General features: G+C 40.8%; 20 protein-coding genes and 1 riboswitch. Of the genes, 2 read left to right on the top strand and 18 right to left on the bottom strand.

The features are described from left to right. Positions 1-34: 34 nt before the first annotated feature. From V7654_RS18550 to V7654_RS18515, 8 genes are all read right to left on the bottom strand, one after another. Positions 35-1,513 carry a PAS domain-containing sensor histidine kinase gene (locus V7654_RS18550; protein WP_335432239.1) on the bottom strand — a complete coding sequence of 493 codons (1,479 nt, stop codon included), beginning with the start codon at positions 1,511-1,513 and terminating at the stop codon, positions 35-37. Between the two features lie 164 nt (positions 1,514-1,677). After that, positions 1,678-2,475 (bottom strand): ABC transporter permease subunit, encoded by a 798-nt coding sequence (locus V7654_RS18545; protein ID WP_335432238.1) that lies wholly within the window; start codon positions 2,473-2,475, stop codon positions 1,678-1,680. Between the two features lie 15 nt (positions 2,476-2,490). After that, positions 2,491-3,288: an ABC transporter permease subunit gene (locus V7654_RS18540; RefSeq protein ID WP_335432237.1), complete on the bottom strand. Its 798-nt coding sequence runs from the start codon at positions 3,286-3,288 to the stop codon at positions 2,491-2,493. Positions 3,289-3,291: 3 nt separating this feature from the next. Beyond that, a complete protein-coding gene (locus tag V7654_RS18535) occupies positions 3,292-4,176 on the bottom strand; it encodes an ABC transporter ATP-binding protein (RefSeq protein WP_335432235.1) in 885 nt (294 codons plus the stop codon). 145 nt (positions 4,177-4,321) lie between these two features. Further along, positions 4,322-4,945: a TetR/AcrR family transcriptional regulator gene (locus V7654_RS18530; protein ID WP_335432233.1), complete on the bottom strand. Its 624-nt coding sequence runs from the start codon at positions 4,943-4,945 to the stop codon at positions 4,322-4,324. 139 nt (positions 4,946-5,084) lie between these two features. Further along, positions 5,085-5,711 carry an arylformamidase gene (gene kynB / locus V7654_RS18525; RefSeq protein ID WP_335432231.1) on the bottom strand — a complete coding sequence of 209 codons (627 nt, stop codon included), beginning with the start codon at positions 5,709-5,711 and terminating at the stop codon, positions 5,085-5,087. Positions 5,712-5,803: 92 nt separating this feature from the next. Continuing rightward, positions 5,804-6,643 (bottom strand): tryptophan 2,3-dioxygenase, encoded by an 840-nt coding sequence (gene kynA / locus V7654_RS18520; protein WP_335432304.1) that lies wholly within the window; start codon positions 6,641-6,643, stop codon positions 5,804-5,806. Positions 6,644-7,000: 357 nt separating this feature from the next. Then, a complete protein-coding gene (locus V7654_RS18515; RefSeq protein WP_335432229.1) occupies positions 7,001-7,996 on the bottom strand; it encodes a hypothetical protein in 996 nt (331 codons plus the stop codon). A gap of 367 nt (positions 7,997-8,363) precedes the next feature. Between V7654_RS18515 and V7654_RS18510 the strand changes: the two genes are divergently transcribed. Continuing rightward, on the top strand, positions 8,364-9,497 hold the full coding sequence (locus V7654_RS18510) for a CAP domain-containing protein (protein WP_335432228.1): 1,134 nt from the start codon (positions 8,364-8,366) through the stop codon (positions 9,495-9,497). A gap of 40 nt (positions 9,498-9,537) precedes the next feature. Here the strand turns inward: V7654_RS18510 and V7654_RS18505 are convergent, their stop codons facing one another. The 10 genes from V7654_RS18505 to V7654_RS18460 form a co-directional block, all read right to left on the bottom strand. Beyond that, positions 9,538-10,785, bottom strand: coding sequence for a S8 family peptidase (locus tag V7654_RS18505; RefSeq protein ID WP_335432227.1), 1,248 nt, complete (start codon positions 10,783-10,785; stop codon positions 9,538-9,540). A 499-nt stretch (positions 10,786-11,284) separates the two neighbouring features. Then, positions 11,285-12,094: a zinc transporter ZupT gene (zupT, locus tag V7654_RS18500; RefSeq protein ID WP_335432226.1), complete on the bottom strand. Its 810-nt coding sequence runs from the start codon at positions 12,092-12,094 to the stop codon at positions 11,285-11,287. Between the two features lie 568 nt (positions 12,095-12,662). Next, positions 12,663-13,538 carry a peptidylprolyl isomerase gene (locus V7654_RS18495; RefSeq protein WP_335432224.1) on the bottom strand — a complete coding sequence of 292 codons (876 nt, stop codon included), beginning with the start codon at positions 13,536-13,538 and terminating at the stop codon, positions 12,663-12,665. 41 nt (positions 13,539-13,579) lie between these two features. After that, the gene (locus tag V7654_RS18490; RefSeq protein WP_335432222.1) at positions 13,580-14,797 is read right to left on the bottom strand and encodes a S1C family serine protease; all 1,218 of its coding nucleotides are present in this window, start codon (positions 14,795-14,797) and stop codon (positions 13,580-13,582) included. A 312-nt stretch (positions 14,798-15,109) separates the two neighbouring features. Then, positions 15,110-15,580: a 6,7-dimethyl-8-ribityllumazine synthase gene (gene ribH, locus V7654_RS18485; protein ID WP_335432220.1), complete on the bottom strand. Its 471-nt coding sequence runs from the start codon at positions 15,578-15,580 to the stop codon at positions 15,110-15,112. Between the two features lie 101 nt (positions 15,581-15,681). After that, positions 15,682-16,875: a bifunctional 3,4-dihydroxy-2-butanone-4-phosphate synthase/GTP cyclohydrolase II gene (locus V7654_RS18480; RefSeq protein WP_335432219.1), complete on the bottom strand. Its 1,194-nt coding sequence runs from the start codon at positions 16,873-16,875 to the stop codon at positions 15,682-15,684. Between the two features lie 11 nt (positions 16,876-16,886). Further along, entirely contained in the window at positions 16,887-17,543 is a 657-nt protein-coding gene (ribE, locus tag V7654_RS18475) for a riboflavin synthase (protein WP_335432217.1), read from the bottom strand. A gap of 4 nt (positions 17,544-17,547) precedes the next feature. Further along, positions 17,548-18,642: a bifunctional diaminohydroxyphosphoribosylaminopyrimidine deaminase/5-amino-6-(5-phosphoribosylamino)uracil reductase RibD gene (gene ribD / locus V7654_RS18470; protein ID WP_335432216.1), complete on the bottom strand. Its 1,095-nt coding sequence runs from the start codon at positions 18,640-18,642 to the stop codon at positions 17,548-17,550. A 209-nt stretch (positions 18,643-18,851) separates the two neighbouring features. Continuing rightward, positions 18,852-18,997: riboswitch (FMN riboswitch) on the bottom strand. 59 nt (positions 18,998-19,056) lie between these two features. Continuing rightward, positions 19,057-19,377 (bottom strand): metal-sensitive transcriptional regulator, encoded by a 321-nt coding sequence (locus V7654_RS18465; protein ID WP_335432303.1) that lies wholly within the window; start codon positions 19,375-19,377, stop codon positions 19,057-19,059. 250 nt (positions 19,378-19,627) lie between these two features. Beyond that, positions 19,628-19,828 carry a hypothetical protein gene (locus tag V7654_RS18460; RefSeq protein WP_335432215.1) on the bottom strand — a complete coding sequence of 67 codons (201 nt, stop codon included), beginning with the start codon at positions 19,826-19,828 and terminating at the stop codon, positions 19,628-19,630. A gap of 123 nt (positions 19,829-19,951) precedes the next feature. Here V7654_RS18460 and dacB point away from each other — a divergent pair, with 123 nt between their 5' ends. After that, positions 19,952-21,439, top strand: a complete 1,488-nt coding sequence (gene dacB / locus V7654_RS18455; protein WP_438825324.1) for a D-alanyl-D-alanine carboxypeptidase/D-alanyl-D-alanine endopeptidase — start codon at positions 19,952-19,954, stop codon at positions 21,437-21,439. The last annotated feature ends 43 nt before the right edge of the window (positions 21,440-21,482 follow it).

Raw genomic sequence — 21,482 nt, 5'->3', positions numbered from 1 at the left:
GGTTTTAAAAAACAACATTAGGCTTTAACAGAGCCTATTTTTTAAAAGCATTTACAATGTAATCAAGTTCAACCTTTATGGTTGTTCCTTTTCCTACTGAACTCTCAATCTTCATCGATCCGTTGTGTTCCTGGATGATTTTATTGCTGATGGTTAGTCCCAGGCCGATCCCTTTGTCTTTGGTGGTGTAAAACGGAGTTCCTAGATGGCGTAATAGATCAGCTTCTATTCCTGGACCTTCATCTGAAATATTGACCTGAACTTTTCCAGTTTCATTTATTTGGATTTCAATGTTGATATTCCCACCATTAGGCATAGATTCGATTGCGTTTTTTAGGAAATTTAAAAATACTTGCTTTAGCTGGTGCGGGTTGCACAGCAGTTTTACCTTGGTTTGTGGATAGCTAGTTATGATCTGTACATTATGCATCATTGCCTGAGGATGGATAACATTAATCGTGCTGTCCAATATAGCACGCAGATCCCCTTTTACAAATTGAACAGCCTGAGGCTTTGCCAGCGACATAAATTCATTTACAATCATATCGATTCTATCCAATTCGTTCATGATGATTGTCAAGTAATCTGACTGCTTTTGTTTATCTGTGCTGGTTTGCAATAGCTTGGAAAATCCTTTCAATGCAGTAAGTGGATTTCGGATTTCATGTGCTACTCCAGCAGCTAGCTGTCCAGTAATCGACAACCTGTCCAAATTTCGTATGGCTGCATCATTTTTTATCCGATCGGTAATATTCCGGCCGACACTGACAAAGGATTCAACTTCCTTCTGTTCATTATAAATCGGTGAAATATTATATTCTGTATAAACAACGGATTCCTTATCAACTGTCCTGAATTTTTTCCTAAGCAGCTGCGGTTCACCCGTTTCCAGAATCTCATCGATTTTTTTATCAAGTATTGCCTCTTCTTCCGAACATAAAAATTCCTCTAAATTTCTCCCAACAATCTTTTCAGGTGGAAGACCAATTACTTTTTCATGAGACGGAGAGGCATAAACGATTTTTTTATCCTTTGTGAATACCTTAATCATATCACTTGTATTTTCAGTGATTAATTCGTAGAGTTCACGAGTCCTGTGCAATTCATTTTCCATTTTTACAATGCTCGTAATATCACGATAGATTGCAATAGTTGCGATAATTTCTCCTTTTTTGTTTCGGAAAGGAGAATAAGAAACAGCTATATCCAGAATGGATCCGTCTTTGTGATACCGATGAGTGATCATATTGGTAAATGCTTTACCATTCTTGACATCATTTATAATATCCCCAACAAAATCCGGATTCGAAAACTCGTAAAATGTTTTTCCTATAAGGTCCTCCTCTGTATAGCCAAAAATTTCAGTATACATATGGTTGATCCTTACAAAGCGATTCTCCATATCGACAATAGCAAACCCGTCAGCCGTACAATTTAAAAATAAATCTAGCAGCTCATCCGGATTATAAATTGATTCGTCATCAGTTCCAAACAAAGGGAAACTATTACGCATAGAGATCTCTCCAAACTTTCATCAACTTTACATCTCTATTTTACAGAAAGTTGCGATTTATCAAAAGAAGTATTTTTTAAAGTGTGTTATCGCATGGATTACTATTTTCATTAAGTTCTTCTATCTTCCCCGTATTAAAAAATCCCGGAAATCCGGGATTGGCCTTAAACATTCATATCTCTTTTTCTATAAAATATATAAGTTGCAGCTAAAAGTATGAGAATTAGCATGAATGATAAGGCAAGATACACGGAATCGAAACTTCCGTCATTCAATATATCCTTCGCATCGTAATATTTGAACGGAGTGAAATACTTCAATCCGTCCAGCTTTTCGGTCATATCGATTGCGATGGATAGGATAAAAGAGATTAGCAGGATTCCGGTCGATAGAGAATTGGCCTTTTTGGCGTTTTTAAAAATGGCTGCTACCGCAGTTCCAATGACCAAAAAAATCAGCTGGAGGATGAACATGCCAATCATCAGCAGCGTGATATTACCGGTTACGTTCTCTCCCACTGCATATTTCTGCACCATTCCGATTGACGAGGCTAACGTTACTAAATTTATGATGATAATATTCATTAAGGCAGCCGCCAATTTGGACGTAATCATACGATTTCTTGAAATAGGCTTTACCAGCAGGAACTCAACGGTTTTGTCTCTTTCTTCCTTGGCAATTATATTGGCCCCCAGCATGGCTGCGTGTATGGCTGCCATAACGGCCAGGTATAAAAAAAGGACACCGTAATAGCCAATTGGCGAAGACAAATCAAATGACCCTATACCCATGATTGCCTGCAGCGATTTCGGCATATCGGCCATCAGGGCATTCATTGATTGTCCGGAGCTCCCAAGACTTGCATACTTTCCCATACCCGAAGCAACCATGAAAATGACACCCATGCTCCAGATGATCAACGATTTCCGGTTTGCTTTCATTTCCCTTCTGAATATATTCATAGCTTTCCCTCCTCCCTAAACAGAATGGACATCTTTTTTCACGTACATATAATAGCTAGCTGCTACAGCGATGATGATAAAAATAATCTCGATGATTAAAAATGAATTTTCATAGGCCATATTTTTCACGATAAATGCCGAATCAAAGTAATTGAAGGGTGTTAAATATCTTAAACCCTTATCTTCAGTAGTTGAGCTAATCATACCCAGCATGAAAAATCCAAACACCGTGCCAAGCGAGACGGAGATCACAGACTTAATGCGCGGGAAGATAACTGACACAAGGATTCCAACCGCAAGGAACATAATCTGGATGAAAAATAATGTGATTGAGACTAGCAGCAGTGCTTTACTGCTAAAATCACTGCCTGCAACAATTGAAGCAATTATTATTGTTGCCGCTACAAAAACAATATTTGTTGCCACTAAAGAAACAAGTGCAGCCAGAAGCTTCGAGGTAACGATCTGTTGCCGTGTAACCGGCTTTGTCAGCAGGAAATCGGCTGTTTTCTCCCTTGTTTCCTTGGACAAAATGGAGGTTCCGAGATTCATAGCCTGGATGGCTCCAGCAAGCTTGATGTATAAAAAGGCATACAAGAAGAATCCAAGCAGGGTTGCGATACTGTCCACTGAAAGGCCGATTGCTTTCCTTAGCTCCACCGGGAAGCCTTCGAGCAGCTGTTTGAATTCCTCAGCATCCTTCGAAAAGGAGGGAAACATTGAAAGAAACAAAGCGACCAAAGCGACCAGCGAGATTGACCAAACAATGGTGGACTTCCGATAAGCCTTCAATTCATGAAGGAACATATTCATGTTTTAGGCCTCCTTTTCGTAATAATGCATGAAAATCTCCTCAAGGTCTGGCTCCTCAACCCAGAGGTTCACAATCTCGATTTCTGAAATCTTCATCATAATTGAGTTAATATTGCCCCTGAATAAAAAACTGATCGTATTGCCGTCCTGTTCAAGCTGATTAACGCCTTCGACTTTAAAATGCTCTTTCCCTATATGTGAACGCGTTTCTACCTTGAATTTCTTATACGTATTTTCTTTTAGCGTGCTGATCTTCTCTACCGTCACAATCCTGCCGTCCTTGATGATTGCCACCCTGTCGCACAGCCTCTGAACCTCGCTTAAAATATGGGAGGAGAATAAAATGGTTGCTCCCTTCTTATTTTCTTTTTCAAGCAGGTCAAAGAACTTTTGTTGCATGAGGGGATCTAGACCGCTCGTCGGTTCGTCAAGGATGATCAGCTTTGGTTCGTGCAGCAGCCCCTGGACAATTCCGACCTTCTTTTTGTTTCCGAGTGAGAGGTCATCAATTTTCTTGGTGAGGTCAAGCTCCATGATTTCGGCCAGTTCCTTGATCCGATTGGTACAATCCTTTTTGTAAAAGCTGGCTGAATATTTAAGGAGGTCAAGGACCTTCATATTGTCATAATAAAACACTTCAGATGGCAAATAGCCAATTTCCTTTTTGATTTCAGGTGCTGCTGTGATGATATCCTTGCCGAAAATCGTCGCGCTGCCGCTGGTTGGATAGATCAGTGAAAGCAATGTCCTGATTGTCGTTGATTTCCCCGCGCCATTTGGCCCGATAAATCCGAATATTTCTCCTTCCTCTACATTGAAGCTAACATCCTCAATCCCCCTGGACTTGCCGTACATTTTGGTCAGATTTTTAATCTCGATTACGTTCATGGCAGACCCTCCCTGATACATTTATCTTTATAAAAAGGTAAATCTAATAGAAAAATCTTGAATAATTTTTTATTTATCGGCTGTTTTCGTAAACTTTATTGCCTCCAAACAATCCATTTAAAACAACAATCTTTTAGAAAATAGCCTACTTATAAAACGACTTCTTCAGCATCTCAATATACACTTCTGCCTCTTTAAAGGCTTCATCGAAATCATGTATACCTTTATTGAGTTGTTTTGCTTTTTCAAGCTCCTGATTGCTGAAGCCTTCTAAAGTCCACATGATGATATTGATTGTTCTGGGAATGTCTGTTCCATCACGGAATTTGCCAAGATCAATATTATCGAATAACCTGGCGTAGCTGGAATGCATCTGTTCCGTATTCGTGCTGGCCAGCTCGTTCTTAACTTCTTCAGCGGTTTCCAGCGAGGCCGAAATCATAAAATCGAAAACCTCCGGATACTTGATCATCATCCTGCTTTTGAGGATCATCAAATTTATCAGCCTTTCGAAAATATCCCGCTCACTGAAATCCAGTTCATTGAAGAACTCCTGCGTCAGCACCTTAACAAAGTGGTTATATAAAAAAAGGTATAATTCTTTTTTATTATTGAAGTAATGAAACAGCAGGCCTTTTGATATTCCCGCAGATTTTACGATTTCATTTGTGGATGCATTATCATATCCCTTTTGGGCAAATTCCTTGAGAGCGGCGTTCAGGATACGTTCTTGCTTTTCATTATTTAAACTTAAAAATTTTGAAGACATCTTGCCCTCCTCAGCATCATATTGACCAACCTGGTCAACTTTATTTTATTCCTCATTGACCAACCTGGTCAATGAATTTCATATACTATTTTTCGACATAGAAAAAGCTGCCTCATCGCAGGACAAGGCAGCCTGATTGTTACTTTATTTTTCTTACGATGGCTCTAACCGGACTTCCATCAGCATCCTCCAGCGGCAGAGGTAACGCAGCAAGTTCATATTCTCCTGGTTCAATTTGATCCAGCACTAGCCCCTCAAGGATATGGATTCCATGGCGGTTAAGCCCATGATGGGCACTCAGCTCCTTGCTGTCCAACGGATCGACGGAAGGCAAATCAAGCCCGAGGAGCTGTACTCCTTGCTCTGCTAAATATGCCGCTAATTCTGGCTCAATATGAGGAATCGATTCTGGGAAAACTGTTTTATCGTTCCAGGAGTCTGTTTTGATTAATAAACGCTTTACTCCCTGTAACGGAACATCCTGCACATCCTTTATGCCGATACTTGCTGGCTGCTGCAACTGAATGACCTTCGCCTCTCCGATATAAAGATTGAAATCAAGTTGGATTACTTTTTTTCCATTGTTATCGAAATGGAATGGCGCATCAATATGGGTTCCAGTATGGGTACTCATTGTCACCTGGCCAACATTGACAGAGCCACTTTCCTCCATGCTCCAGCTAACCTCATAATTAAAGGGGGTATCCCCAGGCCAAACAGGAATTTTATTATTTAAAACTTGTGAAATATCAATCCATGATCCCATCAGGTTTCCTTCTTCCAATTAGTCTTTTTATTTTTATAATTAAACTTAAACGAACAGAGCCAAAGGAGCTCTGGAAAGATACTTTTAAAATTTTACAGCTTTGTCCTCAGGCTCCAAAGCTCAGGGAAGAATCTATGGTCAACAACCTTTTTCAGGTAGGATACTCCGGCCGATCCGCCTGTGCCCATTTTGTGTCCGATAATCCTTTCCACCGTGCTCATATGGTTAAATCGCCATAGTTGCTGCTGGCTACCGATATCAACCAGTTTCTCTGCGAGTTCATACAAATCCCAATACTGATCCACATTACGATATACAGTCAGCCACGCTTCCTCGACACTTGCATTAGGTTCGTACGAGGCGGACCAGTCCCTGTTGAGGGCTTCCTCATCAATTGGAAGGCCGCGCATCGCAAGTGCGCTGATAGCCGCATCATAAATGCTGCGTTCATGGAGCGCATTCTCCACTTGTTTGAAAAGCTCTAGATCATGCTTGTAAACGGACAGCACATGAGCATTTTTTTGGCCTAGCGCGAACTCAATCAAGCGGTTCTGGTATGACTGGAATCCGGATGAATGACCAAGCTTGTCGCGGAATTCCATGTATTCAGACGGTGTCAAAGTAGATAATACACTCCATGATTGAATCAATTGCTGCTGAATCCTTGACACCCTCGAAAGCATCTTGAAGGACGGCTCCAAATCATTTTTGCGAATGCATTCAATCGCTGCACTTACCTCGTGTAAAATCAGCTTCATCCACAGCTCACTAGCCTGATGGATGATAATGAACAGCATCTCGTCATGGTGATCCGACAGCCGCTGCTGGCTAGACAGAATTTTATCCAGTTGCAGATAGCTTCCATAAGACATTTCTTTTGCAAAGTCAGTATGAATCTTCTCTTTTTCAAGTTCTGATTTTTGTTGATCCATCAAATTGACCCCTCCCATTTAAATCGCTATTTCACTCTCATTGTTGAATTTTTCAGTTGATTTTTTCATTATTTCCCTAAGTTAAAGGTTCACTATTTTGAATCCGCTTACATTTTTATCTTGAGTCAAGTGCCAACTGGTTTATCAGGCTTCAAATAAATAGAATCATGGATGATTCCGCCCAGCATGCTAATTTTTGCAACTAGAGAAATCGTAACAAGAACTAAAGCTATCGTCAATAAAAGGTCTATAATCCTAAAAGACTAAAAAAGATTGCTGCCAGTGAAAAAACAGCCTTTGGTTTCAAAGGCTGCTTCTTTCCTAGTTTTGCAAATAGATATCCACACCAATTCGATATTAGCCGAAGCGGTAATAGATTAACAAAAATGCTGATAGCACAAAAATGAAGTTCAGGAAAACGAAAATGAATTGATCTGTTTTTGTTTTGTGCATTTTAATCGGTGGATTATAGAAGGAAACTCCTTCGATGATAAAAATAATCAAGACAATGTGTACCATAAAATGGCCAATGATTTCAGTCAATCCAAAAAGCATTGTTGTAAGGATAAAAATAGTTGTTACTACAAAGCCAAGAACCCTGTTCAGAATACCAACGACAAGCAGATAACCAACGACGAATTCTACAAATGCTGCCATTACGATAAATGCAGCTGCCTCGAACCCAAACGTAGGCACTCCATGATTTGCGACAATATCCAGAGACATCGTTGGATATACCCACTTTTCAACAGCTACCCAGCACAAGGAAAGCCCTGTTCCTAAATATAAGAATGGAAAACCAACCTTCTCAAGCTTCGTATTGCCGACGAGCAAAACACAGATAATGGCTACGTAAAAGCCGTAATCAAGCATGTGGAAAATACCTTGATGCATCGTCACATTAATAAATAAGAAAAATAGTATCGCAGCACCAATTTTAGTAGCAATATGATGCGGAATGACCAGGAAGCCAATTGTCAGCCAGATAAGAATCGTCATCCATGTTGTTTCCACATGGAATTCTGGCGCAAATAATGTTCCATTTGATATTTGGATCAACAACGCAGCAGCTGTACCATACTTTAGCAAGTATCTGGAGTACTTTCTGAAACCAGAAAGAAAATCGTCCATTTTTTTAATGAGTGGCCATTCAGCCGTTCTTGGAATGACTAATGTAAGTAAAGCAAGAACAACGGCTGCCACTAAAGCAAGCCCCATGAATAATGGCGACATGATGTTCTCCATTGTTTCTTTTTGAGGTGTAACCTCGGTAAACCATTTAACGTGAGCTTGTGTATAGAAAGGGGTTAATATAAGGCCTAATGCTAACAAAATTTGAAATAATTTTTTCATGATTGCTCCTCCTTGAAAATATAAACACTATCGATATAGTAATAATACAATGGACCTATATGATTTTGATGACTTAGATTTGAACTTTATGTGAATAATTTCACATAACCTATATTATTAGGCCGATTGGTTTTAAATTTCTCACTTGTATAGCATCTTTTTCTCTTTTCAGCGCACAAGATCCTTTATTGGTTACCGGTTAAGCAACATTTTTTCTTTTTCAGGTGGATTTATTAATTATCTTAAGAGCTTCTGATTCTCCTCCACTCATACCTATCATCTCCTCATTATGCTTTTTTAATTTCATTTTAGTGGGTATATTGATAGGGAAGGTCCATTTTCAAAGGTAGGACGGTGAGGATTCTAATTGAGGCGTTTATTCAATTTAGTGGTAATTGGCATAATCGTATATTTTGCCTGGCCATTTTTAACAAATAATAAAGATATTCAAAGCGTAGATGAGTTGAAGACTGAAATAAATACTTTAACAGATAACCCTGAGTTATGGATGGCACTTGATGAGATAAATAAAGGGATCAACCAGCTTTTTGTGAAGCTGGATGAGAAAAAGGAAGATTTGACCGGGGCTAAGCAAGATGTTTTCCCTAATGTGGAAAAGCCTGATTTGACTGCTCCTGCAGAGCAAACCTTCTCTATACACAATGTTGAAATAGCGGAGGCAAAAACTGAGGCAGAGAAACAGTTAGGTACTCCTGAACGGATCTCTGTTAATGAATACGGGACCCAATGGCATGCCTATCATGAAAATTTCCAGAACTTTGTCATGGTTTCCTACGGAAAGGATGGGAATGTTAACGGACTATTCACCAACCAGGACTTAATCGCTTCTAAAATCGGAGTAAAATTTGGCAGTCCTAAAGAGACGGTGAGGAAAGCGTTTGGAGAACCGCTTACAGAAATTCGCAAGGGATTGGTTTTTTACCAATTCCAGAAGGATCAAGATTATGATGTTTATCAGCTTGATGGAAGTTATGTCACAATATTTTATGATAAGCATAAAAATAATACGGTGACTGCAATCCAGATGATCAGCGAGCAATTGGAGAAAAGCAAGGCAGGCTTTTACACGGAAGCTGCGGCTCCTCTTAAGGAAGGTTTCGAGTATCAATTGTTTGACCTGACCAATGCCGCCAGGGTCAAAAATGGCCTGGGAGTTCTGACCTGGGATGATAAGGTGAAGGAAACTGCCCGGAAACACAGTCTTGATATGGCAGAGAATAAGTATTTTAGTCACACAAACCTTGAAGGGGAATCACCTTTTGACCGAATGGCTGAGGATAATATTACATTTTCCGTTGCCGGTGAAAATCTCGCTTATGGACAATTCAGCAGTATTTTTGCGCATGAAGGCCTGATGAATTCTTTGGGACACAGGGAGAATATTTTAAAGCCTGATTATGAACTTTTGGGAGTTGGCGTGGCTTTTGGTCCGAAATTCGAGCCCTATTTCACCGAGAATTTTTATACAAAAAGAATGTAGAAAGCCGCTTGATTCTCATCAAGCGGCCTTCTTTATGAATTTATTTTACACGAGGGAAGCCGAAGCCAGATGCATAGTCATCGCCAGCTGCTGCTCCCGTACCACCCAAAATGTCATTTGCTTTTGCACGGTTTTGCAGCTCTGAGCGAAGCTGTACATTGCTCATGTTCGGATTAGCTGCCCAAATCTTCGCTGCCAGGCCAGAGATATGTGGAGTCGCCATGGAAGTTCCACTGATTGTATTGTACGATCCATCAAACCATGTAGATTCGATTGCTCTTCCTGGTGCAGATAGTTCCACATCACGTTCCTGGATGACATAGTCGCCATCTGTTGCTGGATTTCCGCGGGATGAGAAGTCAGCCACACGGTATGTACCGTTTTGTTGGACATTTTCAAGGGCTGCGACTGCTACAGCATTCACAAGTGCTCCGGGATAACCGATTGTATTGCTGTTAGGGCCGCTGTTCCCTGCTGCCGCTACTACTAGTACCCCTTTTCCATAAGCATAATCGACTGCACTGGAAATCAATGAATCCTTGCTGCTTGAGCCTAAAGACATTGAAATGACGACCTTTGAACCTGTACGGGATGCTTCATCAGCAGCATGCTCGATAGCTCCGGCAATATCGTCAGAATAGCCTGATCCTCTGTCGTTCAGCACTTTGTATGCCCAAAGTTCAGCTTCCGGAGCAACTCCATAAATGCCCTGGCCTGATCCGCCATGCGCCAATACCGTACCTGCTACATGAGTTCCATGGCCATTTTTATCCGAGCAAGAATTGTTTACGAGTGGAGATTTTCTTTGAGTAAAGTCCTTACATTGCTCCGCACTTCCCGCCAGGTCCGCGTGGTTTGTATATACGCCAGTATCGAGTACTGCTACCCTGATGCCATTTCCACCCGAAGTGGACTGAAGATTGCTGTCGTTATAGATCGCTTCCATTCCCCAAGGTGTGCGATCAGTTGGGACAGCCTGTATTGTAGTTCCACCGCCAGGCATGGCTTCAAGCTGAACTTCTGGAACCCTATCCACTTTGAGATTTTTGTTATTCAAAAGTGCCTGGTATTGCTTTGCATTAACGGTTGTTGTGAAACCACTTTTTCCAAAGTCCCATCTGGCTCCATATTGATCCTTTGCCTTGGATTTTTCCGCTGCTGGACCTTGGATCCAAACCCTGTAGGAATCCTGAGCATCAGGTTCCTGGCCGAAGACCCCTGCCGTGAACATTGATAATCCCATTGACATGCTTAATAGTGCGGCTCCAAATACTTTCCTCTTCTTCATCCAACCACTCCTCTGCATTATATGGTTTTGCAAGTTCTACTAGGCTGCATCTAAATTATATTTTTAATATTCAGACAACATCAATATGCTAAACTATTCATTTTTAAGTCTTTTGAATCAGGCAAAAAAGCACAATCCTGAAATTGTCTCAGGTTTAATTACCTGTTTTAAAAATTTCCCAATTACAAAAGAACTAAAAAAGGCGACCAATTTATGATTGGTCATCTTAGATTTTAGACAAACCGAAAAATTAAAGTTATCTACAACCTTATTTATTTAGTTGATTTACAAAATTAGTCTGTTGATTTCCGTTCCACAGGGTTTCAATAACTGATCGGTGAACTGAATCTTTGTCAACAAACTGATGTGACCAATTAATGATTGGTCACCTTGTTAAGGTTTTCTTAGGTTTAAAAAATGGCTGTTTAATGTGGTTTAGAGGTTTTTAGAAGAAATCAAAAAGCACATTCTTACTTTACTGATGGAAAAGCCTAAAAGCTTAGATAAACAACAGTAAACTTATGGCCATAACCGCCATCCCCGCAATCAATCCATATATGGCAAGATGCGATTCATCATACCTTTTTGCTGCTGGAAGCAATTCATCAAGAGAAATGAACACCATAATCCCCGCAACTGCTGCAAAAATGACTCCAAACATAATATCATTCAAGAACGGCATTAAAAACAAGTATGCGGCAAGCGCTCCGATTGGTTCTGATAAACCGGACAAGAATGATAGTTTAAAAGCTTTTTTCTTATCTCCTGTCGCGAAATAGACTGGCACGGATACAGCGATGCCCTCAGGTATATTATGAATGGCAATTGCAATCGCAATAGCTACTCCTAACGCAGGATCCTGGATGGCCGAAGTGAAGGTTGCAATTCCTTCAGGAAAATTGTGAATTCCAATCGCTAATGCCGTAAAAGAACCCATTTTTAACAGCGCTGCATCCTGAACAGCTTTTGCTGGCTGATTCATATCCTCTACTGTTTTAAGTTCATGGGGATTACTCTGTTTAGGAATGAATTTATCAATTAGTGCAATTAAAAGTATACCTCCAAAGAAGCCGCCTACGGTTGCCCAGTTTCCTAACTGAACGCCCATCGCCGAAACAAGTGCATCCTTTGCTTTTACAAAAATTTCAATCATCGACACATAGATCATAACCCCTGCTGAAAATCCAAGAGCGATGGACAAGAATTTAGTATTTGTAGTCGAGGTAAAAAAGGCAAGTATACTCCCAATACCTGTTGCAAGGCCTGCAAATAAAGTTAGACCAAATGCAAATAGAATTTCCTCCGTCATTTTATACCACTCCTTTACTCGTGTTCTATTAATTTCATTAATTGTCCAGCTTCCTAAAAGTTGCCCAAGGGAAACTTTTTGGGTGTGACAATTCCTTTGTTTAAATAATATGCTCTGGCTTTAAAAAGTTTCCTTTGGTAAACATTTTATACCATAGGAAACTCGGCCTGCAAGAACATTGATGATTGTTTTATTGGAAAGAGTGTTTTCGTAAACGTTGTTGCTTAAATAAGTTGATTTCCACTCCAGGATGCTCGCTTTCCGCGGGGCGGGCGGTGAGCCTCCTCGGCGCTTTAGCGCCTGTGGGGTCTCACCTGTCCCGCTGCTCCCGCAGGAGTTTCGCATATCCGATCCAATCAACTTATTTATCAATGTTTTGCTTACAAGCAATCCATAAAAAAAACATTCTTATAGAAAACAGCTATTGGTAATAACAAACCGCTCAGAGGATTTGGCATAGGCAAATAAATTCCCTCTTGATTATCTGAATAAATCACAGGTAATCTATATCATTCCGGCTCATTTCAGCTGACAAAAAAAACTCTGCATTTCGGCAGAGTTTTTCCCATTATAAATATTGTTTGATTTTGTAATTTGCTTTTTTATCCTTCAGCCAATTCGGGTATTCTGCCTGGATTTTCTCATCCAATAATTTTTCTTTAATCTCATTTTTATGATCTTCGAACTCAGCAGCTTTTGCTGCTTTTTTGTCTGATACCTTTATGATATGGTAGCCGAATTCTGTCTTTACAGGTTCGCTGATTTCATCAATTTTTAGATTGAATGCAGCTTTTTCGAATTCCTCTGCCATTTCTCCCTTTGCGAAATATCCAAGGTCTCCTCCAGCTTCAGCATTGCTTTTGTCAGTGGAATATTTCTTGGCGAGTTCTGCGAAATCCTTGCCGTTATCAAGCTCTTCCTTCACTTTTTTGGCAGCAGCCTCATCTTTGACTAAAATATGGCTTGCCTTGACCTGTTCCTTCTGGTCAAAGGAATCTTTATTTTCCTCAAAATATGTTTTCATTTCTTCTTCAGTGATTTTAATAGATGGCTCAATCATTTTTTCTGCAAGGAGGTAGTATTCGATATCCTCCCTAACCTGATCGATTGAAACATTGTTTTGCTGAAGGGCAGAGGCAAAAGCATCTTCTCCACCATAGGAATCTTGCAATTTCGTAAGCTCTTCATCAATTTCAGTTCCGGTCACCTTTATCTTTTGCTTTTCGGATTCCAGTTCAATCACTTTATTTGTTATTAATGAATCTAGCGTATCTTCTCCATAGAGATGAGTCATTTTTTGATATAATTCGTCCTTGCTGATTTTTTCACCATTTATGCTTGCAGCCGTTTCTTTTTTTGCAAAACCTACGGTAACGATAAGTGTAATCAATAAAATCAAAACAGCAGGGAAAATCATATTTTTATTTAGTATAGATTTAAGCATTTTTACCTCCAATGAGTTTTTTCGACCTACAGCCTTGGAATTTAATTCTGAGTATTTGCTGTGAGCATAACCTCAACAGAAATTAGCTTTCCGTCACGGTAGATTTTCAATTTTGCTTTGTCACCACTTTTTAGTTGGGTATACATGTATCTTCTCAAGTCACTCGCTTTATCTACTTTCTCACCATTAATCTCAACAATAACGTCCTGTTTCTGAAGCCCCGCTTTTTCCGCGGCTGTATTAGGTGCAATATTAGTGACCATGGTACCTGTCTCTACCTTATTTGGAAGGCTCTCGAGGTACATTTCCGGGATTTGTGAAATGTCTGCCAGGCTTACACCAAGATAAGGACGGTCAACCTTCCCCTTTTCAATCAGTTGGTTGACGATTGGCAAAGCATCCTTGCTTGGAATCGCAAACCCTAGACCTTCCACTCCGTTCTGAGAAATCTTTAAGCTATTAATGCCGATTACTTTGCCCTCAGTGTTAATCAAAGCCCCGCCGCTGTTTCCGGGATTGATGGCTGCATCTGTTTGGATGACGTTCATCTCCCATTCACCTGCAGAAGTGGGCACTGAAATTGAACGGTCAACTGCGCTGACAATGCCCTGGGTAACTGTCCGTGATAAATCAAGCCCCAACGGATTGCCTATGGCGAGCACCTGATCTCCTGGCCTTAACACCGAAGAATCGCCGAATTCGATTACATCCGTTACATGTTCAGCAGCAATCTTCACGACTGCCAAATCAGTCAATGCATCCGCGCCGACAACCTCAGCTGCTACTTTTTCACCGTTATAGAGTGAGACTTCAACTTTGGATGCCCCTTCAATCACATGATTATTGGTCACGATAAAAGCACTGCCGCCCGATTTTTTAAAAATAACTCCAGAGCCTGAACCACTTTCTACATCGCCCTGGCTTCTTGAAAATGGGTTGTTTTGCTGCTGGAAATTGGTGATGCCGACAATTGATTTCGAAGATGCTTCAATAATATCTGCCATTGAAACCGAACTTTTTGCAGAAGCAGGAGTCGTAACAATATTTGAGGAGTTGTTACTGTTTAGCCCGTCTGCAGCATTCTCTGAAGGTGCTTGTACCTTATTTCCTAAATCTAGATCCGTATAATTGACAGCAGCAAGTGTCAGAGCAGAACCAATCACTCCCGCAGTAACTGTTGATAAAACGCTCTTCCATTTACTCTTTTTTTTCTCCGGCTCAGCTTCCGGATACCGATAACGCTGTTCAAAGTCATTCATGGTTATTCCTCCTTATTTGCTTCATCCTGTTTACTTGTTATCATCTTAACCAGAATTTATGAACAAATTATTAACAAACTGGGGCAAGGATTTTAAATTAAATGGAAGAATTATGGGTGGATGGACATAATTACATTGGCGAATTGGCAATAATCTTCTGTTGTTTCCAATTCGCCAGATTAGTCAGGATTTCCGCCAGATTATTACTTGTTTTTACCAGATTCATTTCACCCGACTTTATTTATTCTTAATGACTTTACCAGATAAAAAAAAGCCGCAGGCATTAGCCCGCAGCTCGTTCAAATAACAATATTAAATTTCAATATCCCTGACTAAATTAGCCATTTCAATGGCTGCTGTAGCAGCTTCCCAGCCTTTATTTCCGGCTTTAGTACCTGCGCGCTCGATCGCCTGCTCGATTGTATCAGTGGTCAGCACTCCGAAAATAACAGGAATGCCTGTATTTAACGCTGTAGAAGATACACCTTTCGCAGTCTCATTACATACATAGTCAAAGTGCGGAGTTGATCCGCGAATGACAGTACCTAATGTGATAACTGCATCATATTTACCGCTTTTAGCAAGTTTTTGCGCGATTAACGGAATTTCAAACGCGCCTGGCACCCATGCTACATCCACGCTGCTTTCTTCAACTCCATGTCTTTTTAACGCATCAAGTGCGCCGCCCAATAATTTGCTTGTGATAAATTCATTAAAACGACCAACTACAATTCCAACCTTAAGTCCAGTACCAACTAAGTTTCCTTCGAATGTTCTGTTCATTTCTATTCCTCCATATTTAGAATTTGGCTGTGTTAAACTCGACTGTTGATTTCCGCTCCTATCAACAAAATTTAAAAATCAACAATGATTCTAAACACAGCCTAAAATTTAAGTAAATGACCTAACTTGCTGTGCTTTGTTTTTAAGTAATTTTCATTTTCTTCACGTGTTTCCATCTGGATCGGCACTCGGTCGACAACTTCAAGGTCATATCCCTTCAGCCCTTTTATTTTTCTTGGGTTATTGGTCAGAAGTTTGATTTGTTTGATGCCAAGGTCTTTTAGAATTTGGGCTCCGATTCCATACTCACGCAAATCGGCTCCAAATCCAAGTTTTTCATTAGCCTCCACCGTGTCATAGCCTTCTTCCTGGAGCTTGTAGGCTCTGAGCTTGTTCATGAGTCCAATGCCTCTTCCCTCCTGGCGCAGGTAAAGCAGGACTCCCCTGCCTTCTTCATTAATTTGTCTCAATGCTGCATGGAGCTGCGGTCCGCAATCACAGCGGTAGGAGCCAAATACATCTCCGGTCAAACATTCTGAGTGCACTCTTACTAACACCGGCTCGTGGGGATCGATTTCCCCTTTTACCAAAGCAATATGTTCTTTATCATCTACAAGATTTGAATAACCTACCGCCTTGAAAATTCCAAATTCAGTCGGAAGATTGATTTCAACTTCTCTCTTGATCAATTGATCTTTCCGGTTCCGGTATTGAATCAAATCTTTAATCGTGATCATTTTTAATTCGAATTGATCGGCGATTTTCCGAAGCTGTGGTACACGAGCCATTGTCCCATCCTCATTCATAATTTCACAGATGACGCCGGCTGGTTTTGCTCCACATAATTTCGCTAAATCGACTGCTGCTTCTGTATGGCCAGCTCTTCTCAAGACTCCGCCTTTTTTTGCAACAAGCGGAAAAATATGTCCAGGCCTTTTAAAATCAGCAGCCTTCGATTCCGAGTCAAGCATGCTCAACACAGTTGCAGATCGTTCATAAGCTGAAATGCCAGTTGTCGAAAACTTATGATCAATACTTACCGTAAAAGCTGTTCCATGAGGATCTGTGTTACGTGATACCATAGGCATTAAATCCAGTTTTTGAGCCAAATCTGTTTCTATAGGGACACAGATCAATCCTCTTCCGTGTGTAGCCATGAAATTGATGACATCAGGGGTAGCCTTTTCAGCCAATGCGATAAAATCTCCTTCATTCTCACGGTCTTCATCATCACAAACGATGACGACATTCCCCTGCATAAGCTCATATATCGCTTCTTCGATTGGATCAAACATTTTCATCATCCTCACATAAACCCATTTTCCTCTAAAAATTGGGCAGAAATATTATTGCCTCGTTTTGGTGCTGCCGCGGCCTGGTTATTCAAAAAGTGCCCTACATACTTTCCGATCATGTCACACTCGATGTTAACAATATCACCGGTACCCTTAAAACCCAAAACTGTTTCGGATAAAGTATGGGGAATCAATGATAATGTAAAACTATCTTCCGAAACACCAAACACCGTCAAGCTTGTACCATCTACAGCAACCGAGCCTTTTAAAATAATGTATTTGAGCAATTCAGGTTTTGCTTCTATTTCATAATAAACGGCATTTTCAAATTGCTTTTTCCCTTTTATTACACCTACTCCATCTACATGGCCCGCTACAAAATGGCCCCCGAATCTTCCGCCCGCAGCCATCGCCCTCTCTAGATTCACTTTCGATCCTCGCTTGACTGTTTTCAAGCTGGTCGCTTTGACTGTTTCAGGCATGACATCAACTGTAAAGCGACTCTTTGAAAAAGAAGTGACGGTAAGACATACTCCATTTACGGCTATGCTGTCGCCCAGATTGACATCGGTTAATACCTTACTTGCATCGATGGTCAGGACGAATGACTCACCGGTGTGCTGGATATTAGCAATGGCTCCAATTTCTTCAATGATTCCCGTGAACATATATTTAACCTCCTTCCGGGACAGGCTCCGCAATAATCCTTATATCCTGTCCAATCTTCTTCACATCTTTTATATCGAGAGAAACGGTGTCCTCCAGATGTGCTATTCCTTCCCCTCCGAAGGCTGCAGGAGCTGTTTTCCCTCCAATTAGTCTTGGGGCAATATACGTAACGGTTTGCTGAAAAGCCTTTTCCTTTAAAAAGCTGCCATGAACCTCAGCGCCGCCTTCAACATAGACAGATGAGAGTCCTTGTTCACCGAGCTTTTTGAGCATATCGAAAATCCGAATCTTTGGTGTGTCGAGCGTAATAATGTCAACTCCGTTTTCAGCGAACTTTTTGACCTGAGCAGGATCTACCTCACACCCTGTCACAATAATGGTTTTTGCTTCATTATCGTAGACGACCTTAGATTCTAAGGGAGTTCTCAGGTTCGTGTCGAGAATCACCCTGATTGGGTTCTTGCCTCCCCCTTCAATCCTGGCTGTCAGGCTTGGATTATCTTTGATAACTGTATTGACACCTACCAAAATAGCATCATGAGTGTGGCGGAACTGGTGAACATCCTTCCTCGACTCTTCGCTAGTGATCCATTTACTTTCACCAGCTGTGGTTGCAGTCTTTCCGTCAAGGCTTGTGGCTGTTTTCAAAGTTACATAAGGCAAGCCAGTATTTATGTAATGAAAAAACACCTTATTTAGCGCTTCAGCTTCATCCTTCAATAATCCTGCTTCTACTTCTATTCCAGCTGCCTGCATCTTTTTAATCCCTCCGCCAGCTACAAGCGGATTAGGATCCATTGAAGCGACAAAGACCTTCTTAATCCCCGATTCAATGACTAAATTTGAACAAGGCGGCGTCTTGCCAAAATGACTGCAAGGTTCAAGTGTTACATAAAGTGTTGCACCAAAGGTTTTGTCACCCGCCATTCGAATAGCGTGTACCTCTGCATGAGACTCTCCAGCCTTTAGGTGTGCCCCCATTCCTACAATCTGATTATCTTTTACCACAACGGCTCCGACATGCGGATTAGGAGATGTTTGTCCTGTTGTAGCTTTCGCCAGGTTGATGGCTAATGCCATATAGTCAAAGTCATTCATCTGGTCGCCCCCTTTCTAAGGACTCAGTAAAATTGCGTGTGATTACCTGCTTCAAATCAGCATAGGGTCAAATCCGCAATGAGCTGTTATATAGCTGTTAAAAAACAAAAGACCCCGAAGCATTATAGCGCTTCGGGGTCCTAAAAAAGACAGCATCAAATAAAAGGCTTAAAAAAGGGTAGAGTTATCCCTATGTTCTAATCCTCATTTTTTTCCTTCTCCCATCCAGACTTTAACTGTCGGCCCTGGAGTTTCACCAGATCCACCGTTTAACAAATGTTAACCGGGTCACGGACTAAGAAGCATCAGCTTCATCACCGCCGGTTGGGAATTTCACCCGACCCCGAAGGAATATTTAATTATTACAGTCATTATACAGTACAAAAATTCAGATTACGAATAAATAACATTTAGCTATTTTTTCATCAATTTCTCGATCGTCGTCAGTAACTCATCAATGACTTCATTGTCGCCTTCCTGGATGCGCTCGACAATACAGGATTTCATATGGCCTTCCAGAAGGAGCTTAGCTACACTGTTCAATGCTGCTTGGGTGGCGGATATTTGAGTGATCACATCATCACAATAAGTATCTTTTTCAATCAGGCCCTTTATGCCGCGGATCTGTCCTTCGATCCGATTTAATCTGGTGACAAGGTTCTTTTTTGTTTTATCAGAGTGATGGCTTTTTCGTTCAGAAGAACAGCAGCTGTCTTCACATTCAGATGGGTCCATTCCTGTTTCAAGGATATCCAATCGAAAACCCCCTTTTATTCTTATATCTTAATCTTATCATACCCCCATACAGTACTTCTCATAAAATCTCATTTACCTGATAATCTATTTTAAGTCGGAACTTTTACAAACAAATTTCGTTCCTTAGAAAGGATTTCTAACTTTGGCGACCGAACTTGATTAAGTAGTTTTTAAGTACATGGAAAACAGCAATGCACAAAAAAATAAACACCCCTGTATAGGAGTGTTACTATATCTGGCTGTTCTCTTGTTCAGTCTGAGTAGTCTGCATAAGTTCCCTGGAAATGCCTGCTGCAAATAGACACCCCAGCAGCAGGGCCAAAGAACCGTACAGAGGATCGGTGACCTTTGAAAAAATTAATTGGACATAGAAGTAAAATCCTGTTCCGATGGCTACAATGAGTAAGGCATTCCACATGAATCGGTTCATTTTTTTCCCTCCTAAACCTTATATTAATGAAAAGATTATCATAGACTTTACTAGTTGTTTATTGGGAAAATTCTTGTCGAAATACTGGGTTTCTATCCGCGTATGAAAGGAATGAAAGATATGTTGAGACAGAAAACAGCACTATTTATCGTTATATTATCTATTACAATATTGCCATTAATTGCTTACTTCAAACCTGAAGATCCTCCTGCACAAGCATTTGAAACAAGCGGCGAATTGTCGAAAGAAATCAATGAGATTTTAAATGAAGAACCACAACTCAAAGGATCATTGGCAGGAGTAAGTGTACGATCTGCAGAGGATGGTGAACTGCTGTATGAACATATCGGAGCCACCCGCTTACAGCCAGCCTCTGTAATGAAGCTGTTCACCGCTTCCGCCGCTCTCTCTGTTTTAGGAGAGGGCTACACTTTTACGACTGAGGTATTTGCAGATGGGAAAATCAGCGGCAAAACTCTTGAAGGAGATCTCTATTTAAAAGGCAAAGGCGATCCGACCCTCCTGCCTGATGACTTTAATAAAATCGCTAAAACAATTAAAGAAAAGGGAATTGAAAGAATTGAGGGCGATTTAATTGCCGATGATACCTGGTACGATGATGTTCGGTACTCTACTGATTTAAGCTGGACCGACGAACATGAATATTACGGATCGCAAATTTCGGCTTTAACCGCTTCACCCAATAAAGACTATGATTCAGGCACGGTCATCCTGAATATTCATCCTGGAACCAAGAAAGGCAGCAAAGCAATAATTTCAATTGAGCCGAATACAGATTATGTTCATATAGAAAATCAAACAAAAACAGTTGATGCAAAAGGGAAATATGATATTGATATCGAGCGGGAACACAGCGAGAATACTATTTTAGTAACTGGTACCATCCCAGCAGATGCTAATAAAAAGAAAGAGTGGGTCGCAGTTTGGGAGCCTTCCATTTATGCGATGGATCTTTTAAAAAGGTCATTTGAGGTACAAGGAATTAAAGTTATTGGGAAAATAAAAACGGGAATCGCTAAGGACAATATGCAACAATTAATTTCACATAAATCCATGCCTCTTTCGGAACTTCTGATTCCTTTCATGAAGCTCAGCAATAATGGTCATGCAGAAGTTTTAGTGAAGGAAATGGGCAAAGTTGTCCATGATGAGGGCAGCTGGGATAAAGGGCTTGAGGTCATGAATTCAGAATTAGCTGAGATGGGAATAAATTCTGATCAGCTAGTTTTGAGAGACGGATCAGGACTCTCCCATGCAAACCTGGTACCTGCCAATGAAATTACCTCCCTCCTGTATCATGTTCAGAAGGAAAAATGGTACAAAACGTTTCAGCATTCCCTGCCAGTCGCCGGTGCTAGCGATAGAATGACAGGAGGCACCATGCGCAGCAGAATGCAGACAGAACCTATGAAGGAGAACGTAATTGCTAAAACCGGATCGTTGACAGGCGTCCATACATTAGCAGGCTATGTAAAAACCAGCAGCGGGAAAACGCTTATTTTCGCCATTTTATTAAACAATCTGCTGGATGATGAAGCTGGAAAGCAAATCGAAGATCGAATCGTTGAAGTGCTGGCTAGGCAGCCTTAATTGATAGGCACTGTTAAAGCGGATTGTTGATTTTTAAACCCTG

The sequence above is a fragment of the Bacillus sp. JJ1609 genome (assembly GCF_036967045.1).
GTDB lineage: Bacteria > Bacillota > Bacilli > Bacillales > Cytobacillaceae > Mesobacillus.
The sequence above is the reverse complement of the archived record's forward strand: the minus strand, read 5'-3'. Positions and strand labels throughout refer to the sequence as shown.